The sequence below is a fragment of the Methanomassiliicoccales archaeon genome (genome assembly GCA_014361295.1).
Taxonomy (GTDB): domain Archaea; phylum Thermoplasmatota; class Thermoplasmata; order Methanomassiliicoccales; family JACIVX01; genus JACIVX01.
This window is the reverse complement of record JACIVX010000001.1, coordinates 1627790-1652371: the sequence shown is the minus strand read 5'-3', so window position 1 is coordinate 1652371 and position 24582 is coordinate 1627790. Positions and strand designations below refer to the sequence as shown.

At 45.5% G+C, this 24582-nt stretch carries 24 protein-coding genes and 1 tRNA gene; 11 read left to right on the top strand and 14 right to left on the bottom strand.

Annotation, left to right across the window (positions count from 1 at the left end; all coding sequences use genetic code 11):
• The first annotated feature begins 14 nt into the window (after positions 1 to 14).
• On the top strand, positions 15 to 1340 hold the full coding sequence (gene cca, locus H5T41_08215) for a CCA tRNA nucleotidyltransferase (GenBank protein MBC7108752.1): 1326 nt from the start codon (positions 15 to 17) through the stop codon (positions 1338 to 1340).
• An 11-nt stretch (positions 1341 to 1351) separates the two neighbouring features.
• Here cca and H5T41_08210 read toward each other — a convergent pair whose 3' ends face one another.
• Positions 1352 to 2047: a hypothetical protein gene (locus H5T41_08210; GenBank protein MBC7108751.1), complete on the bottom strand. Its 696-nt coding sequence runs from the start codon at positions 2045 to 2047 to the stop codon at positions 1352 to 1354.
• 289 nt (positions 2048 to 2336) lie between these two features.
• Here H5T41_08210 and radA point away from each other — a divergent pair, with 289 nt between their 5' ends.
• A complete protein-coding gene (gene radA, locus H5T41_08205; protein ID MBC7108750.1) occupies positions 2337 to 3800 on the top strand; it encodes a DNA repair and recombination protein RadA in 1464 nt (487 codons plus the stop codon).
• Positions 3793 to 4800 (top strand): methyltransferase domain-containing protein, encoded by a 1008-nt coding sequence (locus H5T41_08200; GenBank protein MBC7108749.1) that lies wholly within the window; start codon positions 3793 to 3795, stop codon positions 4798 to 4800. Before radA ends, H5T41_08200 begins: the two co-directional genes overlap by 8 nt.
• On the opposite strand, the gene H5T41_08195 is transcribed toward H5T41_08200, so the two are convergent.
• A complete protein-coding gene (locus H5T41_08195; protein ID MBC7108748.1) occupies positions 4784 to 6235 on the bottom strand; it encodes a site-2 protease family protein in 1452 nt (483 codons plus the stop codon). The two genes, H5T41_08200 and H5T41_08195, sit on opposite strands and share 17 nt — an antisense overlap.
• A 116-nt stretch (positions 6236 to 6351) precedes the next feature.
• On the opposite strand from H5T41_08195, the gene H5T41_08190 reads away from it, so the two are divergent.
• Both H5T41_08190 and H5T41_08185 read left to right on the top strand, forming a co-directional pair.
• Positions 6352 to 7167, top strand: a complete 816-nt coding sequence (locus H5T41_08190; GenBank protein MBC7108747.1) for a UbiA family prenyltransferase — start codon at positions 6352 to 6354, stop codon at positions 7165 to 7167.
• Entirely contained in the window at positions 7164 to 7898 is a 735-nt protein-coding gene (locus H5T41_08185) for a geranylgeranylglyceryl/heptaprenylglyceryl phosphate synthase (GenBank protein MBC7108746.1), read from the top strand. Before H5T41_08190 ends, H5T41_08185 begins: the two co-directional genes overlap by 4 nt.
• A gap of 153 nt (positions 7899 to 8051) precedes the next feature.
• Here H5T41_08185 and pdxT read toward each other — a convergent pair whose 3' ends face one another.
• Together pdxT and H5T41_08175 are read right to left on the bottom strand one after the other, a co-directional pair.
• Entirely contained in the window at positions 8052 to 8642 is a 591-nt protein-coding gene (gene pdxT / locus H5T41_08180; protein MBC7108745.1) for a pyridoxal 5'-phosphate synthase glutaminase subunit PdxT, read from the bottom strand.
• Between the two features lie 59 nt (positions 8643 to 8701).
• Positions 8702 to 10153, bottom strand: a complete 1452-nt coding sequence (locus H5T41_08175; GenBank protein MBC7108744.1) for a phenylacetate--CoA ligase family protein — start codon at positions 10151 to 10153, stop codon at positions 8702 to 8704.
• A gap of 147 nt (positions 10154 to 10300) precedes the next feature.
• Here H5T41_08175 and H5T41_08170 point away from each other — a divergent pair, with 147 nt between their 5' ends.
• Both H5T41_08170 and H5T41_08165 read left to right on the top strand, forming a co-directional pair.
• Positions 10301 to 11074 (top strand): DUF169 domain-containing protein, encoded by a 774-nt coding sequence (locus tag H5T41_08170; protein MBC7108743.1) that lies wholly within the window; start codon positions 10301 to 10303, stop codon positions 11072 to 11074.
• A 153-nt stretch (positions 11075 to 11227) separates the two neighbouring features.
• Complete coding sequence (locus tag H5T41_08165; protein ID MBC7108742.1) at positions 11228 to 11533, top strand: hypothetical protein; 306 nt, start codon at positions 11228 to 11230, stop codon at positions 11531 to 11533.
• Here the strand turns inward: H5T41_08165 and H5T41_08160 are convergent.
• From H5T41_08160 to amrS, 5 genes are all read right to left on the bottom strand, one after another.
• Positions 11530 to 12897 (bottom strand): radical SAM protein, encoded by a 1368-nt coding sequence (locus H5T41_08160; protein MBC7108741.1) that lies wholly within the window; start codon positions 12895 to 12897, stop codon positions 11530 to 11532. The genes H5T41_08165 and H5T41_08160 overlap by 4 nt on opposite strands.
• A 215-nt stretch (positions 12898 to 13112) precedes the next feature.
• A complete protein-coding gene (locus tag H5T41_08155; protein MBC7108740.1) occupies positions 13113 to 13571 on the bottom strand; it encodes a hypothetical protein in 459 nt (152 codons plus the stop codon).
• Between the two features lie 11 nt (positions 13572 to 13582).
• Positions 13583 to 14584, bottom strand: a complete 1002-nt coding sequence (locus tag H5T41_08150) for a hypothetical protein (protein ID MBC7108739.1) — start codon at positions 14582 to 14584, stop codon at positions 13583 to 13585.
• A 470-nt stretch (positions 14585 to 15054) separates the two neighbouring features.
• Positions 15055 to 16593: an MBL fold metallo-hydrolase gene (locus tag H5T41_08145; protein MBC7108738.1), complete on the bottom strand. Its 1539-nt coding sequence runs from the start codon at positions 16591 to 16593 to the stop codon at positions 15055 to 15057.
• 214 nt (positions 16594 to 16807) lie between these two features.
• Positions 16808 to 17875 (bottom strand): AmmeMemoRadiSam system radical SAM enzyme, encoded by a 1068-nt coding sequence (gene amrS, locus H5T41_08140; protein MBC7108737.1) that lies wholly within the window; start codon positions 17873 to 17875, stop codon positions 16808 to 16810.
• Positions 17876 to 18395: 520 nt separating this feature from the next.
• On the opposite strand from amrS, the gene H5T41_08135 reads away from it, so the two are divergent.
• On the top strand, positions 18396 to 19013 hold the full coding sequence (locus H5T41_08135; GenBank protein MBC7108736.1) for a gamma-glutamyl-gamma-aminobutyrate hydrolase family protein: 618 nt from the start codon (positions 18396 to 18398) through the stop codon (positions 19011 to 19013).
• A 348-nt stretch (positions 19014 to 19361) separates the two neighbouring features.
• Here H5T41_08135 and H5T41_08130 read toward each other — a convergent pair whose 3' ends face one another.
• The 4 genes from H5T41_08130 to H5T41_08115 all read right to left on the bottom strand — a co-directional run bounded on the left by H5T41_08130 (position 19362) and on the right by H5T41_08115 (position 21854).
• The gene (locus H5T41_08130) at positions 19362 to 19568 is read right to left on the bottom strand and encodes a hypothetical protein (GenBank protein MBC7108735.1); all 207 of its coding nucleotides are present in this window, start codon (positions 19566 to 19568) and stop codon (positions 19362 to 19364) included.
• A gap of 4 nt (positions 19569 to 19572) precedes the next feature.
• The gene (locus H5T41_08125) at positions 19573 to 20043 is read right to left on the bottom strand and encodes a PIN domain-containing protein (protein ID MBC7108734.1); all 471 of its coding nucleotides are present in this window, start codon (positions 20041 to 20043) and stop codon (positions 19573 to 19575) included.
• Between the two features lie 217 nt (positions 20044 to 20260).
• A tRNA-Leu gene (locus tag H5T41_08120) sits at positions 20261 to 20373 on the bottom strand.
• A 146-nt stretch (positions 20374 to 20519) separates the two neighbouring features.
• Positions 20520 to 21854, bottom strand: coding sequence for a GTPase (locus H5T41_08115; GenBank protein ID MBC7108733.1), 1335 nt, complete (start codon positions 21852 to 21854; stop codon positions 20520 to 20522).
• Positions 21855 to 22090: 236 nt separating this feature from the next.
• Between H5T41_08115 and H5T41_08110 the strand changes: the two genes are divergently transcribed.
• The 3 genes from H5T41_08110 to H5T41_08100 all read left to right on the top strand — a co-directional run bounded on the left by H5T41_08110 (position 22091) and on the right by H5T41_08100 (position 23694).
• On the top strand, positions 22091 to 22516 hold the full coding sequence (locus H5T41_08110) for a hypothetical protein (GenBank protein MBC7108732.1): 426 nt from the start codon (positions 22091 to 22093) through the stop codon (positions 22514 to 22516).
• 176 nt (positions 22517 to 22692) lie between these two features.
• Positions 22693 to 22884, top strand: a complete 192-nt coding sequence (locus H5T41_08105) for a CooT family nickel-binding protein (GenBank protein ID MBC7108731.1) — start codon at positions 22693 to 22695, stop codon at positions 22882 to 22884.
• 6 nt (positions 22885 to 22890) lie between these two features.
• Positions 22891 to 23694 carry an AAA family ATPase gene (locus tag H5T41_08100; GenBank protein ID MBC7108730.1) on the top strand — a complete coding sequence of 268 codons (804 nt, stop codon included), beginning with the start codon at positions 22891 to 22893 and terminating at the stop codon, positions 23692 to 23694.
• Here H5T41_08100 and H5T41_08095 read toward each other — a convergent pair.
• Positions 23681 to 24463: a short-chain-enoyl-CoA hydratase gene (locus H5T41_08095; protein ID MBC7108729.1), complete on the bottom strand. Its 783-nt coding sequence runs from the start codon at positions 24461 to 24463 to the stop codon at positions 23681 to 23683. The two genes, H5T41_08100 and H5T41_08095, sit on opposite strands and share 14 nt — an antisense overlap.
• Between the last annotated feature and the right edge of the window lie 119 nt (positions 24464 to 24582).

The following is a 24582-nucleotide window of genomic DNA, read 5'->3' as shown; positions in this document are numbered from 1 at the left end:
AATAGGGTTGCTGCATGAGGCTCGAAGAAGAAATTCTGAAGAGGATCACACCAGACGGAGAACACAGAAGATTCGTCGATCGAGTTGTTTCAAATCTTATGAAGAAAGTCGAAAAAGAAATATCCAGATTAAATCTCCCACTGGAAGCCCGACTTGTGGGATCAGTGGCAAAGGATACATACCTTCCCAATCCCGATATCGACATTTTTGTCATGTTTCCGCCATCTGTTAATCGAAGAGAACTAGAGACGATCGGGCTCGACATCGGGAGGAGAGTTCTCGGCGGCGAAGAGCGTTACGCAGAACATCCATATATTCATGGGAATTACGAAGGACTCGATGTCGATCTCGTGCCATGCTACAAAATTGAAAACCCTTCAAATATAAAGAGCGCTGTCGACCGAACTCCGTTCCACACTGAATTCATTAAAAAAAATCTCGCCGATCACCAAAAGCCAGAAGTTCGTCTTCTAAAACAGTTTATGAAGGGTACTGGCGTATACGGTGCTGAGGCTAAGATCCAGGGGTTCTCAGGGTATTTGGTCGAATTGCTCATCTTGAGATACGGGGATTTCCTCTCTACAGTAAAATCAGCGTCCGAATGGAAACGCGGTGAAACGCTGTGGCTTGAGCGTCGTGGCGACATCAAGTTCAACGATCCTCTGATTTTCTATGATCCGGTCGATCTCACACGGAATGTCGCCTCACCCGTTTCAATTGATTCGTTTTCTCGATTCATTTACGCATGTTCATCGTATCTAAGAGAAAAGGATGAGCGCTTTTTCTTTCCGAGGAAAAGAGAAGACTGGAAAATTAAGAAAATAAGAGAATATTTTAAGAAAAGAGAGACAGCAGTTGTCATCGTCCGCTTCGATCGCCCCAATATCGTCGATGATGACTTATATCCCCAGATCAGAAAGACAGAAGAAAGCGTGGCTAATCTTCTTAAAAGCCATGACTTTATTGTCATTGACAGGGCATCCCGCGTCGATCGTCATGTCTTGATCGCATTCGAACTTCAATCTTCGAAACTGCCGATCGCAAAGAGACACGAAGGGCCACCGATGTGGATAGATCATTCTAAACGATTCCTTGAAAAATGGAAAGGAGGAAAAGGACTTAGCGAACCATTCATCGACCAGGGAAAGCTCGTTGTCATCGCGAAAAGAGAGTATACGGATGCGGCGGAGCTACTCCGCGAGAGAATTAAAACCGCTTCACTCGGAAAGGATTTCAAGGGAATGGGATTTGATGTTGTATCGGGAAAAACGGTCTTTAGAAAGGATTATCGAAAGATCATGACTGATCTGCTTGACAAAAGAATGCCATGGGAGATCTAGTACTATGATTCTCAGCCAGTCACCTGAATTGTATAAATGTCCGATATCGCCTGATTTCCTGATGAGTCGACCGCGACGATGTAGAAGGCGTATGGCCCAGGACCAGAAAGTTCTGAAAGATCCTTCGAGAATTCGTAGATATGATCGGAAGCAAGAGTCATATTATCAAGGGGCAAGGCTGAAAATCCTATCTGGACAGAACTCAACTTGCCATTATCGGCGACCTTTGCCGTTATATTGATTGTGGCACCGCGCGGAATATTTGAAAACGTGAACGCCGTCGGTTCCTGAGGAACCCAATTGCCATTTCCGTCCTGGTACCAGATCGTCACTTTTGAGATTTGCGGGCCCGTGTGGTCACTAAATGGAGGATTCATCATGAGTATCCATATGCCAAGGAAGAGGAGGAAGAAAAGCGCGAGATTACCGAGGAGGGTTTTCCTCTCGACCTCATTGGGCTTGATTTTTATTAGAATGTAGGTATACTTCAACGCAAACATGCCGCCGAAAAGAACGACCAGCCCTAATAACACATTAATCTCGCCGACGAGGAATGCCACAATGCCACAGATGATGGCAAAGAGTGCCGTTAATAGCAGGGTCTTTGTTCCCTTGATGTCATTTTCAAGGAAAGTCTTCTCGTCGAATTCTGGGGGAACGAATTCGTACTCCTCTTCAATGACTTCTTTCTTCTTTTTTCGGGCCATGTCGAGACCCTAACGGCGAGAGGATTAAAAAATCCTTTGGATAAATTATTGCTTGATACCTTGTTTAAGGCATCATGGATTAGTCGTAAAAGTACTGGCACTCGGATTTTCGATTTTTTTCGAGGGGGAATGCATCGAGACTATAAATCATCGAATTATGTAATATGATTGCATGGAGCTCCTACTTTTAAATGCGTGAATTCTCGTGGTCGATGTACTTCCCACTTTCGATTAACTCGGGGGGTATATCTTATAAAGGTTGGTGGGATTAGATATGAGAGGTGCATCAATGCCCGAGAAGAAACTAGAGGAGTTGCCGGGTGTTGGCCCCGCAACTGCTGAGAAACTGCGCGATGCTGGCTATACGGATTTAATGAGCATCGCCGTTGAATCACCAAAGACATTAGCCGAAATAGCGGAAATTGGGGAGAGCACTGCCGCAAAGATCATCGCCGCAGCGAAACAGGCAGCGGATATAGGGGGATTTGAAACAGGAGACCAAGTCCTGGAAAGGAGAAAAAATATTCACAAACTGACTTCCTGCTCTAAAGCCCTTGACGAATTGATGGGGGGAGGGTTTGAAACCCAATCGATTGTCGAGTTCTATGGGGAATTCGGTAGCGGGAAGTGCGTTTCTGCCGAAACACCAGTCATTTTTGAGTATGATGGATCGCCCTTAATATCCGAGATAGAAGATGTTTTTGCTATTTACGAGGAGGAAAGCGGAAAGGAGATTTTCGATAACGGCGAGATTGTTGCCACACGTGGTACAAGGGTCCTCGGATTCATCGATGGAGTGATCACGCCAGTATGCGCATCACATATCTACAGAGAGAGGGTTAAGGAGCTCGTTGAGATTGAAACTGTAAAAGGACGCACGATCACGCTGAGTATGGTTCACAGGCTTCCAGTCGTCGTTGACGGGGGAGTTCAATGGCTTCAAGCAGGTCGCATCAAAAGGGATCAGAAAATTGCGGTTGTCAATGCCACTTATAACGACCTTCTTCGATCCTTCGGTAAAAAACAAAGAATCTCCTCAGACAGGGTTAAATCTTTACGAAGAAGTCAGTACAATGATTACATCTACGATTTCATAGTACCTGATGGTCATTCATTCGTCGGCGGATCCTTGCCAACAATTCTCCATAACACTCAGCTATGTTTTCAGCTCGCAGTCAATGCAACCATGCCCGTCGAAAGGGGTGGATTGGAGGGCGAGGTCATTGTCATCGATACGGAAAACACATTCCGGCCAGAGAGAATTGTACAAATGGCGACAGCCCTTGATCTTGATCCCATCGAGACTCTGCAGAAAATTCATGTGGCAAGGGCTTACAATTCGCATCATCAGATGCTTCTCGTCGAAAAGGCAGCGGAACTTGCGAAGGAACGACCGATCAGATTGATGGTTGTTGACTCGTTGACCGCACATTTCAGAGCGGAATACATCGGCCGGGGAGCGCTCGCAGAAAGGCAACAAACTCTCAATAAACACATGCATGATCTCATGAGGTTCGCGGACGTCAATAACGCCGTCATTGCTGTAACAAACCAGGTTGCAGCGAAGCCTGACGCTTTTTTCGGCGATCCCACACGTCCTATCGGGGGACATATCGTTGGTCACACGGCGACTTTCAGAATTTATTTGAGGAAAAGCAAAGGTGGAAAGCGCATCGCAAGATTGATCGATTCGCCAAACCTTCCCGAAGCGGAGGTCGTCATCACGATCTCAGAGGAAGGAATTCGTGACTGAGGACTCTTTCCTGTTCGAGCTCTCGGGAGAACATCCAACACTTCCAAGAGCTGAAGCACTTGCCTGCATACGCGCTGAATGCGATCAGCATTCAATCATTGCATCCGGCCCAGGATATCTTGTTTGCCGCTTTTCAACTGAGAAACTCAATCGAATCGCGTATCGTCTGGCGCTCTCTCATCGCATCGGACGATATCTTGGATCTTGCAAACCCGATGAGCTCGGTGAATTTGTCAACAGACTCGAACTCCCAAGCGGAACTTTTTGCGTTCGCGTGAAAAGACATCAGCAATTCATGCAGGAAGTTGATTCTCTAAACGTTGCACGGAAGGTCGGAGAGATTCTTGGAAAGAAAAAGCCCGTCGATCTCAAATCGCCAGATGTCGAGCTCCGAGTCCTCCTTTCTGATGCGCTGCACTTTTTTATAAGCGATCGTGTCATTGACAGAAAGCAGTATGATCAGCGAAAGGTCGCGCTGAGACCATTCTTCTCACCAATTTCACTGCACCCACGGTACGCGAGAGCGCTCGTCAATCTATCAATGGTCAAAGCTAACGAAACTCTCCTTGACCCATTTTGCGGTACTGGCGGGATTCTCATAGAGGCGAGCCTGATCGGTGCAAGAGTTTTCGGATCTGATGTGTCGGAAGAGATGATCGAGGGTTGCAAAAGAAACATGCGACATTTCGGAGCGAACTGGGAGGGGATGAAGGCCATCGATGTTGGTGCGATCACCGACGAATTCGATCAAATTGATGCAGTCGTAACAGATCCGCCTTATGGCCGCTCGGCCACAACAAAAAAGGAACCACCGAAACAGTTGTACGAGAGGGCAATTAAGGCAATTGGCGATGTCTTGAAGACCAATGGACATCTGAGTATCGTGTTTCCATCACCATGCCATTCCACATATGATAAACTGATTTTGCAGGAAATCCACACTCAGAAAGTTCATAGATCGCTGACAAGGCACTATTGCGTATTCACTCGTCTACCATGATTTCAAAATTGATCAGCAATGATTTGCTCTGTGACGAGGTATCAAGAACGATTGTACGCGGTCCTTTGCTTGCGCTTTCAGGAACAGTAATCTCCATAGTCACATTCGCCGATTCCTTATATGGAATGTCGAATTCGAGCGCATTCGTCGCAGTCTCGTGTGATTGATTGCTCAGATAAATAATCGCGCTCCAGTTTTGGGGGACCTGTTTCACAAAGAACTTGAGATGCAAATAGGTATTGCCCGTATTGTTCACAATCATACTGAAGACCACGTTCTGCCCTGGAGTGACATTCACGGAAGTTGATTGCGGTTCTATGAGAATGATCTCGTATGAATGATCAGGAGGAATCTCAACCACTGGGATCGGAACAAATGTCAGCAAGAGGATGACAAGCGCGACGACGCCAATTGCTTTTCTTTTGTTATCTACCTTGGAAATATCGTTAAGGGGGGCAGGGTGCCTGAGACCGAGGAGGAATATTAGTATCGCGAAGAAGATCCAGCCGATATAGAAGAAGGACATGATGAAAAGGAGAACAATCGTCGCGTAGCCCAGATATCTCGACTTGTCCCCGAGAAGTCCCCTTGCGATGTGCCCGCCATCAAGCTGCCCCGCTGGCAAGAGATTGATTGCCGTTACGAGCAAACCCACCCAGGCCGCAAATGCCGTCGGGTGAAGGGCAACACCCTCAGGAATCGGCACGAAAAGCATAAACAGCTGATAGAGTGGTTGAACGACAATCGCAATCGCACCAGCCGTACCGACCTCACCAGACTGGACATCGCCCTGCGCTGTGAGATAGAGACCGAGAAGAACAAGCGGAATTGCTACAATAAGACCACCGATCGGTCCTGCCACACCAATGTCTACGAGCGCTTTCCTGTCGGGCATCGGCTCTCGCATTGAAATAAACGCCCCAAATGTCCCGAGAGGCGGGACCGAGGGGATGAAAAATGGGAGGGAGGCTTCAACGCCGTGTTTCTTTGAAGCAAGGTAATGGCACAGTTCATGCATCCCGAGCATCGTCATGAGTGGAATGGCAAAGAAAATCGCGCCCCAAAGGAAATTGTCAATGGTGAAAACTGAGGGAACGTTCGTGTAACTTGCCCATAAATACGCGCCAGCAAATGCAGTCGAGAAGAAAGTGATGACAAGAAGGAGTTGGTTGATCCACGTCCCTCTCCGTTTGATTTCAGGCTTTCTAGCAATCGCAATAATGTATTCTCCGCCCTGATAGTGGAGAAAAGGGATATAGCCTCTGGCACCAAGTTCGCGACGAAGTGATTCAAAACTCTGATCGAGTGTATGTGGATCGGGTGTGATGAAAATCGAAAGAGAATCGTGGGTCACTCTAACGTCATAAATCGGAAAATACTTTCCAATGATTGATTTGATCGCTTCAATTTCAGCAGCCACATCAGTGTTGGCCATCGTGCAGGCTATCTTGATCTAATTATTAACTTTTTGCCCAATGCTATTACGGTACGCGCTTTTAAAAAGATGCTTCTTAAGAAAAAAAGTAATTATAATAAGGAAATTCCGAAAAGGTGAATCGGTTTATTCAGCTTTTCCGCATCGGCAATTGTATTATGGGCGTCATCGGAGTGATACTGGCTGCGCTAGTCGGCGCGGGAACTTCGATGGTAGATTATTCTATGGAAATTCTTATCGCTTCCGCGATCGTCTTCACCTTCATCGCCGCTGGAAACTCACTCAATGATTATATGGATCGAGAGATCGACAAAAGAGCTCATCCAGAGAGACCGATTCCCTCAGGAAAGATAAGTGCTTCGACGGCCCTGAAGATCTCAGCGATTCTCTTTTCCATCTCGCTTCTTCTTTCCTTGCTCCTGGATGCGATTTCCATCGCGATCGTTGCGATCGCGATTCTCTTCATGCTTTTCTACGAAGTAAAATTGAAAAAAGAGGGGTTTGGCGGCAATTTTCTAATCGCTCTATTGACTGGTTTCCTCTTCCTCCTCGGTGGTGCTGTTGTGAAGCATGTTGAACAGACGGTTGCACTCGCAGCGATGGCATTTCTTGCAACCCTAGGCAGGGAAATCATCAAAGACATCGAGGACATGGAAGCGGACTTTGACCGATTGACGTTGCCTAAACAGATTGGAAAGAGAGAAGCTGGTGCAATCGCAACATTGTTCATTCTTGTCGCAGTGATCCTGAGTTTCGAGCCCTTCGTTGTTGGTATCTTCGACATCGAGTATCTTTTCATCGTTTTGATTGCTGATGCAATCTTTATATACTCCTCATTTCTTCAATTTCAAAATCCAAGGCGAGGTCAGAAATTGACAAAGGTAGGAATGCTTGTTGCGCTCATCGCTTTCCTTGCAGGTGGCATTCTATGAGGGTAAAAGAATATCTGATGAAACGTATACAAGAAGGAACTATCCATATGACGCTCATCGATCCAGCGAAGCAGGACTCAGTCGTCGCTGCAAGGATCGCTGAAACGGCTGAACAGATCGGAACAGATGCGATCATGGTTGGCGGATCGACTGGTGTCACGCAGGAGAACCTCGATCTCACCATCCTTGAAATCAAGAAACTCTGTAAGCTTCCTGTTATCTATTTTCCATCTGGAGCGCACGCAATATCGAGGCACTGCGATGCAATATACTTCATGAGTGTGTTGAACAGTCAGAATGTGAAGAATGTCATCGGAGAGCAGGTGAGAGGTGCGCCGATTATTAAAAAGCTGGGCCTTGAAACAATCCCAATGGGCTATGTCATCGTAGAACCAGGTATGAAGGTAGGTGAGGTGAGTAAGGCCGATCTGATCCCTCGAAATAACCCTCAGCTTGCCGTCGCTTACGCTCTCGCCGCACAATATATGGGTATGGAACTTTTTTACCTCGAGGCTGGCAGCGGATCGCCTCAACCCGTACCAGAAACGATGATCCGCGAAGTGAAAAAGAACATCTCGATTCCACTTATCGTTGGCGGCGGGATTAGAGAGCCTGAAGAGGCGGTAGCGATCAAGAATGCCGGCGCCAATGCGATTGTTACTGGCACAATTGTTGAAAATGGAGACTTTGCGACACGATTGGAAAAAATCATAACGGCGATAAAGAAATAGGAAGATGGGAAATCAATTAAAAATCGATCAATCGGTTTTTATCAGCAATTACATGTAGTTGCGACAATTTTATTTCTTTTTCTTGGCAGCCATTTATCATAAAAGAAAAAATCGAATTATTATCTCTTGTTCAAGTTCATTCGCAATTAAGAATTAAACCATTTCGATCAACATCTCGTGAATTCTTGTATCGTTTGAAAGTTCTGGATGGAATGCAAGACCCAACAAATTGTCTTGTTTCGCCATTACGATATTGTTCTCAAATGTTGCCAAGGTTTCGCATCGCCCCCATACTTTTCTGATCGCAGGGGCTCTGATGAAAACGGCGTGAAAGGGACGCTCAAATCCTCTTATTGAAATATCAGCCTCGAATGATTCGCGTTGTCTCCCAAATGCGTTTCGGTCGACCTCCATTTCCATCAAACCGAGGAGCTCCGTACCAGTTTTCACAACCTCCTCGTCCCCAATCTTCGCCAAAAGGATACAGCCTGCACATGTGCCCATGATTGGCATACCCTCTTTTCCCCTTTCGACGATTTTATCAAAGAGATTGAAGCGTCTCAGTAATCTCGAGATCGTTGTGCTCTCTCCTCCGGGGATGATTAGGCAATCAATTCCTTCAATATCCTTCTCTCTTCTGACTGGAACGGCACGACCGACAACTCCCAACCGTTCGAAAGCCAAGTTGGTCATATCGATATGTTCCTGCACCGCTCCCTGCACAGCAACGACACCTGCTTTCATAGTTATCGCCGTAGAACAACCGCACGGTCAAGAATTTTTCGCATTGAGATGTTAAAAAATCAGTCGTACTGATTTCTCAGATCAACAATCGACATCGTTTTTGGCATGAATTCAAGAGATCCACTATTAACCATTTCGATTATTGGCTCTTCAAGAAGATCGTTTTCGATACTTGTTTTGATCTCAGGAATATTCATGACCGCATCCAGTATTTTTCTCTGGCCCTCTTCCTTATCGCCGATGAACTCAACTTTAAAGCGCAAGCGATCCCTGAATCCAGATTTCTCAATGAAAACGACATAATTAACGACACCAGAGACGCTGAGTATTGCTTCATCAAAAAGCAGCGGGAAAATCTTTTCGCCCATCCCAATTTTCCTCATCATATCGAGGCGCCCCTTGATCTTCCCGACTTTTCCTATCGTCTTTAGGCCGCAAGCACAGGGCGGCTCGATGAGACTCGAAAGATCATACGTTCTGTACCTTATCAACGGCGTTGCCTGGTAATTAAGACTCGTGATGACCAGTTCACCAGGTTCACGCGGTCCGACATGCTCGAGCGTTTCCGAGTCTATTGCCTCAACCAGAAAATCCGCATCGTTGACATGAAGTCCATCTTGCGCGACGCATTCGACAGTCGTTGCCAAACCCATCTCAGTGAGCCCATACTGGCTGAGAGCTTTGCAACCCCACGCCTCTTCGATTTCCCGGCGCATTGCTTCTGATAGCGGTTCGGCCGAAAGAATGATCGCCTTGATGCCGAGCGATCGAAGATCGTATTTATCTTTCGCGAGCACGGTGACTCTGTAGATGAACGATGTCAATCCGATCATCATCGTTGTACCCGATTCTTTCATGATACGTATTTGCTCGTCAACATCCAGCATATCAGCGATGACTGAATGAAGACCCGCGATTTTGCAAGCGCCGTCAAGCATGTATCCAGGATCCCAGCTCGCGATCGTAGGAAACATGATCTGCAACACATCATTTTCGGTCATGCCGAGGGTTTTAAGGGCAGCCGAGATCGAGTCGATGATTCTTAAAATATCGTCTCTCGTGAAAAAGATTCTTTTCGTGAGGCCCGAGGTACCAGAAGTCGTGAAGGCGCGCATCACCTTGCCCTGGGGAACGCATAAAAAGTGAAAAGGTTCCTTCGCAACCTCTGCAGGCTCGGTCAGTGGAATTTTCGTTAGATCTTCGAAACTCCTGATTTTCTTTGGATCGACATCAGCTTTATTAAGCAGTGTTCTATAATAAATGCTATTAGCCCGAACATACTCAAGCTGCTTCCTGAACCGATAAATCTGGTACCCGCGGATATCGTCTCGCGTCACCTCATCCAGACGTCTTTTACCGAGGATCTCTCTGAATTCGGAGCTCGACTTGAAATTCTTCTTGACCTGATTGTGAATCCATTCTTCGAGAGGGTATTTCGCCTTATCGGAAATATCTCTCGAGGATAACCGTCTCCTAGCGATCGCGATTTTCAGTTTGCTTAAAACATCCACACGGAGAGGTAATATGAATATGAATAATAATCCTTTTGACCAGAAGATTTTGCGATTTAAACGAATTGAACGTTTTCAAAATTCTGGCATAATAATTTGCTCAATCGATCGACAACACTAATAAGCAACACGCAATTAGCTTCCTTTATGACTGGTGACATTTGGAAAAGCGCTTTCTCATCCTTAAAAAAGATACTTAATCTTGCAAATTCCCCTGTCGGCGTCAAGATGTTCACTGAAGCGAAGGAATTACTCAAATTCGCCGATGTAAAACTTCTGACAAAGACAACGCCCTGCCACATGGCCGCCATTGCCAGGTACCACAGAGAACAAGGGATTGTTGGTGCTTCCTCCGAAGGCATAAGATGTGTTCTCGGTTCCTCATGCATCGGTCTTATCAGGGCGCCTAATCGCGTTGTTACTGGTACATTAAATTTACCATTCGTTAAAGACGCAAACTCAGCGGAGAATCTGCAAAGATCTATCAAAATGATCGGTGCAGGCGGAAAGAAGTATAGCGCGGTTCTCATGGCACCGCTAGATTTGATACCGGCCGATCCTGATCTCGTCGTTATTTATGCAACACCTGCACAGGTTTTGAGAATGATCATCGGCTTTACATATTGGAGGGGAGATGCGATCTCAACGACGATGACTGGTCAGGGTAGTCTGTGCGCAGCGATCGCAAAGATTCTCGAGGGTCAAAAGGTTGTCATCGATATCCCTTGTTTGGGAGATAGAGCATACGGTCTTGTGAAGGAAGAAGAAATGCTATTTGCATTCTCAGCCGATGTAACGACGGAATTTCTTGAAGGACTGAGAAGGACTGAGTCGATTGCATCACATCCATTTAAGCCTTTTCTCAGCTGGCCTGTTGTATTGCCACCAGATTTCGATGTCCGACCGAATGAGCTCGGATAAAATCGTTCATCAAGAAATCTCGAAGATAATTTGCAAATAGAAAGGTAACCCAGATGAGTTATATAAAGGATGATCAAATTGCGGTATGATTGGCGCATATTGCCAAGAATTTAAATATCGGGGTAATCCTCAGTAGACGAGGAGGAAAATAAGATGGTACTGACGCCGCACATGAGACAGCTTGGTGTAACGCCAAATCTTCTGAAAACGACGAAACGGGTGACCTGCCCCCGCTGCGGCAAGACTTTCAGCTTATTCCAGTCGAGGGCGATCGCATGTAGAGGATGCAGGAGGTCCGCGACGACCTGTGAGCTAGCAAGGTGTCCCTTTTGCGACTTCGAGTTCCCGCTCCAGCAACTTATCGTATCTAGTGAACAAAGACAGAGAGAAATCTCAAGATACATGAACAAGATTGTCGATGATTATCACAGGAGCGTTGGTAAGAAAACCTCCCGTTAGCCTTTCTTATATTTCGAAAAGATCTCGTGCCTGTACAGCGTCTTCCCATGAATACTGTTGATGTTGAAGAGGCAGAACGGGATCAGACGACCATCTGGGGTCACTGTGTGGATGCAGCAATTCTTCAGCCGCTCGGTCTCTACATTCCAGACGTCCTGGAAGGGCATCGTCGAAACAGTCAGGTAGTGCGTCTTCGCTCTTTGAATGAATCCGAGCCAGGTTCCGTCAAGATCTTCCTCGCTACTGCTACTAATCGAATCCTCGATGTATCGCCAGAGATCACATATCTCTTGCCGCGTCTTCTTTGCGATCTGGCTTGTCTCACGGGGGGGACCCAGCGCTCTTTGGGTCAGTGGAAACAGTGTACCGTCCTCCATCAGGATCGACATCGATTTCGCATCGCAGTGCACGTTCGCGCAGGAAGTCGGGATAAAATTATCAGCCCTTAGTTCTCCCTTTGTCTGCTCTTCAATCGCTTTGAGGAGGTCTGGAAGGAGTACGCGATCCTCATCCTTTGGCATCGACGGGTATCTCCCAAAGTAACTCAACGGCTGGAAATGCACCCCTTTGACAGTCGGAATCCATTTCTTGGCGAACTGGATGATATCTCCGATCTGGTGAAAGTTGACACTTCTCGAAACGACAACCACAAGGGTGACGCCCATCCCCACCTTCTGACAGTTTTCAAGGGCTTTGAGTTTTGTATCAAGAAGATCTTTCCCGCAGGTCTTCACAAAGACATCACCAGTGACGCCGTCGAACGAGAAATAAAGAGAGTCGACGCCAGCCTCCTTAATTCTCCGCAAATAATCCATATCCTCAGCGAGTCGAACACCATTGGTATTCACTTCGATATAATCGACGCCCATGCTTTTTCCCATTTTCACTATATCGGGGAGATCATCTCTGATCGTCGGTTCTCCGCCACTAATCTGTACGGCGATTGGATGCTTCACATATTCAACGATCGTCTGGAACATTTCTCGGATTTCCTCAATTGACGGGTGAAACTTGTATCGCTCATTCGCACTCGCGAAGCAGATCGGACACTTGAGGTTACAGCCATTGGTGACTTCAAGGACAACGAGACAAGTGTGCTGGATATGATCTGGACACAGACCACAGACTTCCGGGCATGTGCCACTGTTCTTGACTGCAATCCTCTCAGGCTTCGATTTAACACACGAATAACGCTCTAGGTCTTTATAATCTGCAACGCCGCGCCAGATGAGAACTTTGAAAGTTCCGTGATCGGGGCATGTCTTGACTAGATAAACTTTGTCATCCTCAGCAATTTTCTCCGCGGGTATCGTTTTGAGACATTCCGGGCAGAGGCTCTCTGTTTTTCCAATAAGTTCGCTCATATCAACACCAGATGTGAGTTGCCTTATAGATTCAAGAGATTTCTAATTTTCTGAAGTTACACTTCAAGACCTCTCACAGGGAACTGTACTGCTTGAAAATGCGTTTTTGATTCGATCAAGGGGAGTCAAATGAAATTAGAGACCGAGAGAATAAGTATCGAGTGACAACTTCAAAAGTAAAATGATAGAGGCCGCATTCGCGGCCCTGAAAAAATTTAAGCGCGTTTTTTCTCGAACAGACCCTCAACCGCAGCTAGCGTCTTCGTTGCAAGGTATTCCTCAACCCAAGAGTCCTTGCATTTCGGGCAGACGACCGCAGGTCCATTTCTCGTGACCTGCATGTATGTCATTGCGACGTGTCCATACAACGCAGGCTCATTGCAGTGAGCGCAAACCCAGTCGCTCTTGTCAGTTGCGTTGACTATTTCTCCCAACATCAATCTGTGAGAATATGCGGACTTCACTGTCGCATGCTTTCTTACCAGACCCTTTTCAAGTTCGTAGTCGACGTAGACGGTAGCCTGGCCAATTATCTTCTTAGCGATGTTTCTGTTGCCCATCACAATCTTCTTGTTCGATGACTCCGCCGTCTCGATGACATCCTTGACATCAGCTTCCTTGATGCCCCTCTTACCGATCAATTCCATGACTTCATTTGGGATCTTGATTTCCATTCTTCCTCACCTCACCATGTTCCATATGTTCCGTAGTCCCTGGCCGCTTTGACCAGCGCTAGGAGGTTGCCCGGAATTGTGTACGGCGGCGTCTCGCAGGAAGTACCGAGAATGTACCCCTTCGGGCTGTCACGTCCAGCCAAGATTTGCGCCTTTGCCTGCTCATACGCAATCTTGGGGTTCGGGTTGATCATCAACTTTGTGTCAACCGATCCCATGATGGTCGAAAGCTTTCCGAATTCTTCCTTTAGAAGCTGCGACGGGAATGGATCTCTACCGTAATATCCGATGTGAATCACATTGAATGGAGACCAGAATAGCGTGTCCTTAAACACCTTGTAGTCGGTCTGGTGGTTACCGCAGAGGTGATAGAATAGCTGGGGTCCTGCCCCGCCTCTAAAGGCTTTGTCAACATAGTATTTCATGTAGTTCGCAGAATACTCTTTCACAGCTTCATCCGAGAAGATGTCATTGTTCGCAAGAACAGAGCCGACGATCAACATCGCCATGCCGAATTTGTTCGCCAATCCAATTGCCCCGTTGACCGATGTATCCGTGTATTTTTTTACGAGTTTGTGTGCTGCCTCTGGTTCAGTGAACGTCCACATGATGAAATTCTCAACACCACAGAGCTCAGCTGCCGCACCAACGAGGTCGAAACCATAGGAGATCGGGACGAGCGTCATTGGGAGATTCTTTTGCACGTACTCGTAGATCCTGATGAATTCAGGCAGGGTGTAACCCTTCATCAATTCATCAACATCTGGTACGTGGATGTTGTCAACCTGTCCCGGCTCGGAGATGATCGGTCCAGTCGAGATCGGCGGCAGAGTATCTTTGTACTGCAGTGTCAATCCCAACTCCCTTACCCACGGAAGCGAGTAGAACCAGTGCGTCACAGGCAACAGGTCGTACAGCTGCGAGATATATCCAACGCAGTGGATTCCCAACTCAGGCTTCTCGTAGAAGTCTCGAATCGTGAACCCGCATGCCACCGCAGCGTGCGATAGAATGATCGGGTCCACGTCGATCCTGTCGTGCGCTACATCGACGAACGGGGAGGCGAATCGCTTTGTGGCATTTGCGTGCCACTTCATATCCATTCCTGGAAATAGTTCTTCGTAGCCCATTATGTTCCCCCGAAAAAGATTAGCGCCTTTACGATATTTAAGGATTACTTTATTACTTTTGCAACAATTTTTCAAAAAAGATTGTTAAGTTGTGTTAATATGCAACAATGTTGAATAATTTTGACTAGGTGACAAACATTGTTTCATAATAGAAGGTTTGTCTTGTCCAGCACTTCTTCCACATTTCTTGCAACGGCAGAATAGCTACTAAAAAGGAATTGGAAAAAAGAATGTCGAGATGATCGATTCTCAACGAATCAGGCGCCATTTTCCAGTGCCTGCTAATTTTAGGAGATTCCAAAAAAACCGCTTTTATTTCAATTGACTGATGCATCGCTCGTCAAGGAATTCTTTTATGCCATATTGCTCAATTCGAGAGAAGCCCCTTCGACGGGAATCAAGACCTTGCGATCAATCAACTCTGAAAATTTTTCTGGCTTCTCAGTATGAACGGGGATAACGACTTCTGGATCTATCATGTCAATGATTTTGACGATATCTTCGCCCGATGCATGTCCTGAGACATGATATCCCAGATCGAATTTCGGGCGAGGACCTTCTGAATCTTCAACGATCTCAAACCCCTTGATCTTCATCTTGAAGAGCGAGAGCCAGTTTCTTAACCGAAGAAAATCAATAGCCTGCTCTTCCGTGTAAGCCTCACTGCTTGAGTAGATGTAAGTGCCACCTTCTGGCTTGATGTCGAGCAGTCGATTCATATCCCAGAAGGAGAAACAGACAATAAATTCCCCAGGATCTTTGGCAATATCAGTGGGATCGACGAAAGCCTCCTCATGCTTTCCTTTAACCTCTATTTCATAGCCATCCATTTTTTCCTTGATATCGCGATAAACCCGCACATTCCTCATGCGATCTTTCCCGTCAACGCATGAGATGGCGTCGAGACAATAAGCGTCCTTCATGAGAACGACGGGTTCTCGTCCCAATTCTTTAGCAATTTTTTTAAATGTATCAAGTCGCTCAAAATTCCGTGGCGAAAAGTCCGCGACGATCAGTCCTCTTTCATACGAAGCAGCGGCCATGCACTTCTCGTAAACCGCTTTCTCTGTAATACCCTCCTGTGATGCGTCAATCCTCGTGCCCTCGATGATAAGGGCGCGAGGGCAAAGCGCTTTTGCTCCATTGATAAAAGCTCTCGTCTTATTAGCGAAACGACCATGCATTCTCAGATCACCAGTATATATGATCCAACCACAAGACGTGTTCACCCCAAACGCAGAAGAACCGTAAATAGAATGATCGGTATCGAATTGTTTGAATTCAATGTCGAAGTCGTTTTGCATCAAGAATTCGCCACCGTAGAACTTTTTTCGCCACGGGCAAAAATTCATAAAATCCTCAAACTTGTTCGTCAATGGCCCGGCAACAACGAATTTTCTCCTCCAGAAGAGATTCTTCTTCTCAACAATCAGATATCTATCATCTTTTCCAGGTGCCCTCAAATTAGAATACACAATTTCATGCTCGATGCGATGACTATCACAATCTCTCAGACACTTGAGTATGGTAAATGTCAAAGGCGATGCGACAAACGGGATTCTGAAATCGAGCATTGGCGCTCTCCCAACATGATCGAGGTGCGCGTGCGAGAGGAAGACGGCATCGACCTTCAAGTTCTGATAACCTGACAGATCGATGTCACGCGGTATAAGATCGTCTCTGTAAATATTTAAACGGGGCAACTGGCCAATATGCAGGTAGTCGTGAATTCCTCTTCCGGCCCTGGGCGTAAGGAACTCCTCACAGAACCCGCCCAATTTCTTGTAATTAATGCCGAAGTCGAAGAAGATACCGTGCCCGTCAAATTCTAAATAAATCTTGTTGCCACCTATCGATTGGCATCCATCATAAATAGTGATACTGACAGCCAAGCATTTTCCCCCAGTTGATATAATGTCATAGTTCATTATCAAAATTTTCCGGTCATTTCACTGCAAAGATCGATGCCTGAAATGACCTAGCTGTGACATCCACTGAACAGAAACAGTAAACTGGCAACACGTCCTCGTCTCTAATTGAAATGATGATTATCGAACATCAACAAATGCCAAATAGCCTGACGCTTGAAAAAATCGAAAGATTGTATCATCGTTCAATGACCCGGCCAATGATCGGAATTTTCTTTCCGCATTTCATGCAGCGGTAATCCCGCGAAAGCTCCTCCTTCTTGATACCATGATATGATCGTTTGATGAGAATTGCACCACACTGTGGGCAGACGGTATTCTCATATTTCTCATCTGAAATATTCCCTAAATAAACATATTCGATTCCCGCTTCTCTTGCAATTTTGTAGGCTTTGTACATGATACTAAGATCTGTCGGTGGTCTTCTATACTGATATGCTGGGAAATATCTGGTAAAATGCAACGGTGTCTCAGGACCGGCGTTTTTGATGTGCTCTTCAGTAAGCAATCGTATTGAAGATTCGTCGTCATTGACGCCTGTCACAAGAAGATTGACAATCTCAACGTGCATTCCCAATTTTCTAGCGAGGCAAACATTCCTCCACACCTTTTTAACATCAACGTTGCCACAAAAATTTTCATAGACCTCGCGGTCGCCCTTCACATCGATTTTTACGCCAGTAAGACCAGCTTCTTTTAAAATTTTAAGAGCTTCGGGAGTCAAATAACCATTGGTTACATAGCAGGAATACAATCCGCACGCCTTCCCTTTCCTGAAAACATCGAGAGCCCAATCGATAAGCAATGTCGGTTCCTGAAAACTTGCGCAAAGCCCCTGATCTCCTCTCAACATGGCGAGATTGACAATATCATCCGGACTGTTGTAATGATCGATTTCTGGATCGGGGATCCTCCTTGAGAGATGATAATTCTGGCACCAAGGACAATTGAAATTACATGACCAGGTCGAAAAAGTAAGAGCGGTTGAGCCTGGCCAGTAATGATAAAACGGCTTGATTTCGATTGGCCGGCTTTCAATCGCACTCAAATTGCCGTAGACGAGAGTGAACAGTCGCCCCTCGAGGTTCATCCTCGTCTTGCAGAATCCTCTTGCACCAGAGGCGATCACACATCTTCTTTCGCAGAGTCCGCACCTGACTCTAGAATCTCCGATCGTTTCATAAAGGATTGCTTCTCGTACCACTTGCCCTTTGAGAATCCGATTTGCAATTTTGCTAGTATCCATCATCCACGAGCAATCTTGTCATCTTCTGAAGTTAAATAAATTTGGTAATATTATTTTTAATCCTCGCCAAATCCACCAGATTCTGACCGATTCCAACAACATTGTGAGAAAAAGAGAGCTGGGAAGATTCAAGATACCGCCACGTAAAGGACTTTCGCAGTTTTGACCTCAAAATCGCAATTCAGGCATCTCGAGAAAAAAACGTTAACGAAATTTATGTGTTTTCAGGTACGTTAACATACGACGCGGCAGGTGCCACCAAACAATTAACGGTTGTTGTTAACATTTGACCAGTGATTGGATATTCGTCGAAACAAGTTTCTCTTGCATCTCGCCACAGTTCATCCTCAATCACGGCTATGAGTGTGGTATGCCGATTTTAATAAGGAAAAGTACAATCTCCGCTGCGATTTTTTCCTAATTCCAGATCAAGTTCATTGGGAAATGTAATTTTCGTTGCAGGGGAATCTCTCATTCACGAAATGATTATAGGAGTAGTCCCGAATAAAAAAAGGATTGCATGAGATCTCTGATCATTAACTGCTATATGAACCCGACAGAAATAAACGAACTCTTCAGTGCGATTAAACGATTGAGCGAATGCCATATCGTTCATTACAAAGAAATAAACAATAAAGATCAAATAAAGAATGATTTCGACGCCGTTATCATCAGCGGCTCTGAAGCGAGAATAGTTCATGAGAATCATAGGAAGATGTTTGCGAAGACAGCAGATTTGATAAGGAATCTCGAGGTTCCAACATTTGCAGTCTGTTTTGGACACCAATTACTCTGCTGGACGTTCGGTGCCGAAGTCTCGTCCCTGAGCAAACCTATCAAAGATGAATTCGAAAGGATCAAGATCATTGAATTTGACGAAATATTTGATGGCTTCGAGAGCAGGCACATTCTGCTGGCCGAATGGCACAACGATTATGTGATTAAGAGAGGTGTGAACGAGGCTGGCTTTGTTTTGCTTGCAGACTCCGAATCATGCGAAGTAGAAGCGGTCAAACACATTAAGAAACCATTTTACGGCGTTCAGTTTCATCCTGAACGAATCAAGATTCAGAATGAGGTTCATGTTGAAGGGCAGCTGATAATTGAGAATTTTTATGAAAAAGTGGTTAGGCGATAGGCATGCCTTAATTGAGACAAAGATGATTCTGAATCTTGTCTTTTTCTCAGTTCCAAATGTTCTCAATTTCAAACAGTATAACTGATTATTACAACAAATTAAAGTGTGAATTTTTCTTATCCGCTCTATTTTTCTATACATTTAAGTTTGATGCCTATGATCGTCAGCGTGTGGTTGCGTCGACTTTTTTTATATATTCCTTCTAAGTCCTGCAAAACCAATAATTCAAGTTGTCAATATGGTAGCGTTTATGTTCTAGTGCGGGGTACGATTTCAGCACAAAATTACTGGTAAAAAATAGCTTATGAAAAGTGCCTAATGTTCAAAAGGCATGTATAGTGTGTGGTTTTATAGTTTACCTTCCTTTTTCAATCGGTTAATCTCTTTTTCGATTTCTTCTATTGTCAGTTTTTCTGTGACCCTTCTAAGTTCTACTACAGAGTCGCCGTATTTGCGTCTAATTTCGCTTAGGAATTTTATGGCCCTTTTTGCTCCAAGCTCTTTTACGAGTGCTTCAAAGGGCACTTCAACTGTTGCTATTTGACTTTCAGCCATTTTTTCACCCATACTTTTCTTCTAAATAATTGATAGGATTTCTTACTTTTAACCTATATCCTTCTTCGGCTGCAAGTTCTTCGATGCAACGACCATTTTGCAAAATTTCATCGTCGCATGTCAAAAACCAGTCAGCTTTCCCTATGCAAGCAGAAGAAACGTGTAATGCATCCAAAGGATTTAAGCCACATTTATTAGAAAATTTTCTCGCTAAAGAAATTATTTGCTGACTGCTAGCAACATTTACCGAAGCCGAGGTTCTTTCAAAACCTCTAACATCCTTCCTTTTCAGAGGGTCTATTATCTTTTCAATCTCTAATTTCACATAATCAGAACTTACAACAACCATTTCACCACGCAAAGAGGCATCGGCAATCTCGATAAAAGCGGCTGATTCCCTTCGAATACGCTTATCACTTTGATTGTCAAAAGGTCTGCAATAGACATTTGTGTCCAAGTAAACCCGCTCAACCAATCTAAACCACGCAACAACATAATTAACTTCACCAGCTTTTAAAACATACTTCTCTTATTTCAAATTTGATTCAAGCAACGAATAAAAAGAGATTTCCAACAAATGCATGGATTATAATTTACCAGTAAATTCACGCTGAAATTTCAGCCCCCACTCATAAATCCTAAAATTAACCTTCTTTAGCCAAAATAAGCCTGTAAAAAGCTTTGCTTTTTGATGCGGGGGGAGGGATTTGAACCCTCGGACCCCTTCGGGACAGAATGTCCTACAGAAATGCGCATCGCTTCCGTCTTAAGTCCTGCGCTTTTGGCCAAACTTAGCTACCCCCGCTCGCGCAAATTGATACTGGGATTTATTTTGATGCGGCGATTGGTAGTTTAGTATTTCATCCTTTTGTGTTAACTGTTTGTATTAAAGATCATTGATGAAATAAAAAGTAAAAGTAAAAAACAAAGATCTCATGAAGAAAATAGAAACTAAAGACCTTTCAATTTTCCCTTTAATTTCTCTACAAGCAATTCTTCTATCGTAGGACGACCAATCTCGCACAATTCGTATCTCACCCTGACAACTGGTTTATTGACGTTGATCACCCTCCTCAGATCGACTGGTGTGCCAGAGATAACAACGTCACATTCAGCCCTGTTGATCGTCTCTTCGAGCTCTGAGATTTGCTCCTTGTCATAACCCATTGCAGGCAGCAGCTTTCCGATGTGAGGATATTCCTTGAAGGTCTCAAAGATTGAGCCCACCGCATAGGGTCGCGGATCAATGATCTCACTGGCTCCGTAGTCTTCTGCCGCAATCGTACCAGCGCCGTATCCCATGCCACCGTGCGTCACCGTTGGTCCATCTTCAACAACCAGCACCCTTTTTCCTCGAATCATGCTTGGATTTTCAACAGAAATCGGCGACGCCGCTTCGATTATGATCGCCTGCGGATTGATCGATTTGACATTCTCCCGCACCTTCAAGATATCATGTCGATCCGCCGTCTGGACTTTGTTGATGATGACGACATCTGCGAGTCGCACATTCGTTTCACCAGGGTGATAAGTGATTTCGTGCCCTGCTCTGTGCGGATCCGCAACGACGATGTGAAGATCCGATTTGAAAAATGGCAGATCGTTGTTACCGCCATCCCAGACGATGACGTCAGCTTCCTCATCAGCCTGCTCAAGAATTCGCTTATAATCCACACCTGCATAAACAAGGATCCCTTTGTCGATCAACGGCTCGTATTCTTCCCTTTCCTCGATCGTGCACTCATTCAAATCCAAGTCCTCGTAACTCGCGAATCTTTGAACAACTTGCTTTCTCAGATCGCCATAGGGCATTGGATGCCTGATAGCAACGACCCTGAACCCCTTATTCCTCAATATCATGCAAATCTTTCGCGTCGTCTGACTCTTTCCTGACCCTGTTCTGACGGCACAAACGCTGATGACTGGAACTTTTGATTTGAGAACGATCTGCGGATTTCCCATTAACCTGAAGTCCGCTCCAGCCGCCAAAACAATCGATGCTTTATGCATCACATCAACATGTGAAATATCGCTGTACGCGAAAACAACTTGTTCGATGCCGAATTTCTTGATCAAATGAGGCAGCTCTTCTTCAGAATAGATCGGAATCCCATCTGGATACAACTTACCCGCAAGCTCTGGTGGATATCTTCGGCCCTCGATATTCGGTATTTGTGTTGCCGTGAACGCGACAACTTCATACAATTCATTGTCTCGAAAATACGTATTGAAGTTGTGAAAATCCCGACCAGCAGCGCCCATGATGATAATCTTGCTGCGATTCATGTCCGCCCCCTTCCCTCATTCATCCTGAATCCAATGTTCTCGAGAACCATTGTATCAAGATAAACAACGATGCTGACGATATTTGACACTTCTGTGAGATTTCGTATCAGTTGTCACAGTCTTGGTGAAACCCTACTGCTCAATAGATCTCAATTGATTATTTTTTGTGAGTGTGCGTGTGACGGAAGCCCACCATCGGGAAAGATATCTGTACTTTCAGAGCGATCTGGTAAGGGATGAGTTATCGGATCCCATCGGCGGAGATCCTAATCGAAGCGATAAGAGAAGTACTGAGTAGTCACTCAATGATCGTATCGCAGAGAACGCTTTCAGGTCTCGTCAATCATAAACTCAAGATCCTGGATTCCGCTTACACAGCGACGGAAAAGAGAATCAGAAAATTGATAATAAACAAAGATCTTGGCAAAATCGAAATTCATGCAAGAGAAAGTGAAGAGAGGAGCAAAGCTGGTCGTTGCCCTGTATGCAGTGCGAGGATGAAAAGAATCAGAAACCAAACGATTTTCGGCGGGACGGTCACGCTCGGTTACAAATGCATGAAATGCCCGTACTGGACCGGCCTGAGAAAACGAATTCCAGTTCGTTATGTTTTCTACGGTGAGGAACGCAAGGCGGAAAGACCAATAGAGGTAAAGAATTAAGAAACTTCAATCCAATCGAATTCCCAATAAGAAATTCCGATAGACGCAATCTTTTGTTTGAACTGAGTCTATGGACTCTTGTATAATGACGTTCATGAATTAGAACAATGGTATCAGTCTTCTTGATTTTTTGGCACTCAGAGAGGTTATATACGAATTCCATCAATTCCACACACATGTGCGAATCATCGGTTTTTCTTGAGGAAAAGGATGAGGTCCGCGAAGTTATGAAGGATGTCACAAGGATCATCATGGACGGTCATAATGCGATCTGCGTCAATATTATTGGAGAAAGGATGATTTTGGAGAATGTGGAGTTAAAGGAGGCAAATCTCCTCAGTCACGGTATCGTTTTCAAGAGGATGTGAATGGCGCTGAAAATCGCTGTTTCTGGTAAAGGGGGTGTCGGCAAGACGACAGTCGCTGGTATTCTAGCAAGGCTCTATGGAAGAGAAGGGAAGGAAGTTCTCGTTCTTGACGCAGATCCAGCATCAAATCTCGCGAGTGCGATCGGAGTTCCCAGAGAAGTAAGGGAGAAGATTGTCCCTCTTTCAAGAATGCTCGATCTCATCGAGGAAAGAACGGGCGTCAGACCAGGCTCAAGCTATGGCGGCGTCTTCACGATCAATCCAAAGGTCGATGATATCTCGGCGAAGTACGCTGTGGAGGGGAAGGACGGCGTTAAGCTCCTCGTGCTTGGAACGATCAACACAGGCGGAGGAGGCTGTTTCTGTCCTGAAAGTGCGCTTCTCAAAAACCTCATACGACACCTCGTGTTGCAGAAGAATCAGTATCTGATCATGGACATGGAAGCAGGACTTGAGCATCTCGGACGGGCGAGTTCGAGGAATATGGATGTGATGCTTGTTGTTGTCGAACCGGGAATGCGATCGCTTGAAACGGCGGGCAAGATCAAGGAACTGGCAAATCAAATCGGGATCAAAAGGATCATGGCCGTGCTGAACAAAGCGACATCCCGAAGTGAGAAGGATGTCGTCGAAGAAACGCTGAAAAAATCAGGATTGCCACTCGCGGCGACAATCCCTTTCAATAGAATGCTGATAGAAGCGGACCTCAAAGGCATCTCGCCTCTCGACGTAGAAGGGACGGAGGATGTTGTTTTAGCTGTTCAAAAATTGAAAGAGGAGTTGGAGAAAGAGAGAGCTACTTCCCAGTGAATTTTGCTTCTCTTTTTTCCAAAAATGCCTTCATTCCTTCCTTCTGATCCTCTGTAGAGAAACAAATCGCGAAGCCTTTTGCTTCGAGGGCAAGCCCAGTCTCAAGATCAACATCAATTCCTTCATTAATGAGCTGCTTTGCCATTCTTACCGCGATCTGCCCTCTTGAGGCGATTGTCTTTGCGAGACTCTTTGCTTCTTCCATCAGCTTCTCAGGAGGCACAACCCTATTAACGAGGCCAATCCGCAGCGCCTCCTGCGCATCGATCATGTCGCCCGTGAAAATCAATTCCTTGGCCTTCATTTTCCCAAGAAGTCTTGGCATCCTTTGCGTTCCTCCAAACCCTGGCGGGATTCCAAGCTTGACCTCTGGTTGCCCAATCTTTGCCTTTTCCGAAGCGATGACGATATCGCAGGCCATGAGCAATTCGCAGCCGCCACCAAGCGCGTAGCCGTTGATCGCTGCGATCACCGGCTTTGACATCTTCTCGATGTAAAGGAAAACGCTGTTTCCGAATTCCGAGAAAGCCCTAGCCTTGATGGGATCGAGCTCACTCATTTCTCCGATGTCCGCACCGGCGACGAATGCGCGATCACCAGCTCCAGTAATGATGACCACCCTCACAGTGTCATCATTTTCGCATTCCATGAGCGCCTCTTTTAAATCCCGGAGCACATCTGTTCTCAACGCGTTCAGAACCTTTGGCCGATTAATCGTGATGATAGCAATCCCCTCATCTCTTTCGAGAACCACGTATTCGTAAGGCATTTTTCTTTCCTCCGAACGAAAATATTCTTGCCGCCATAAAGTCTTTCTTGATTTTTCTTTGCATGATTTACTAAATTAGCAATTCATAAAATGACTAGAAAATTGAGAGGAAGATACTT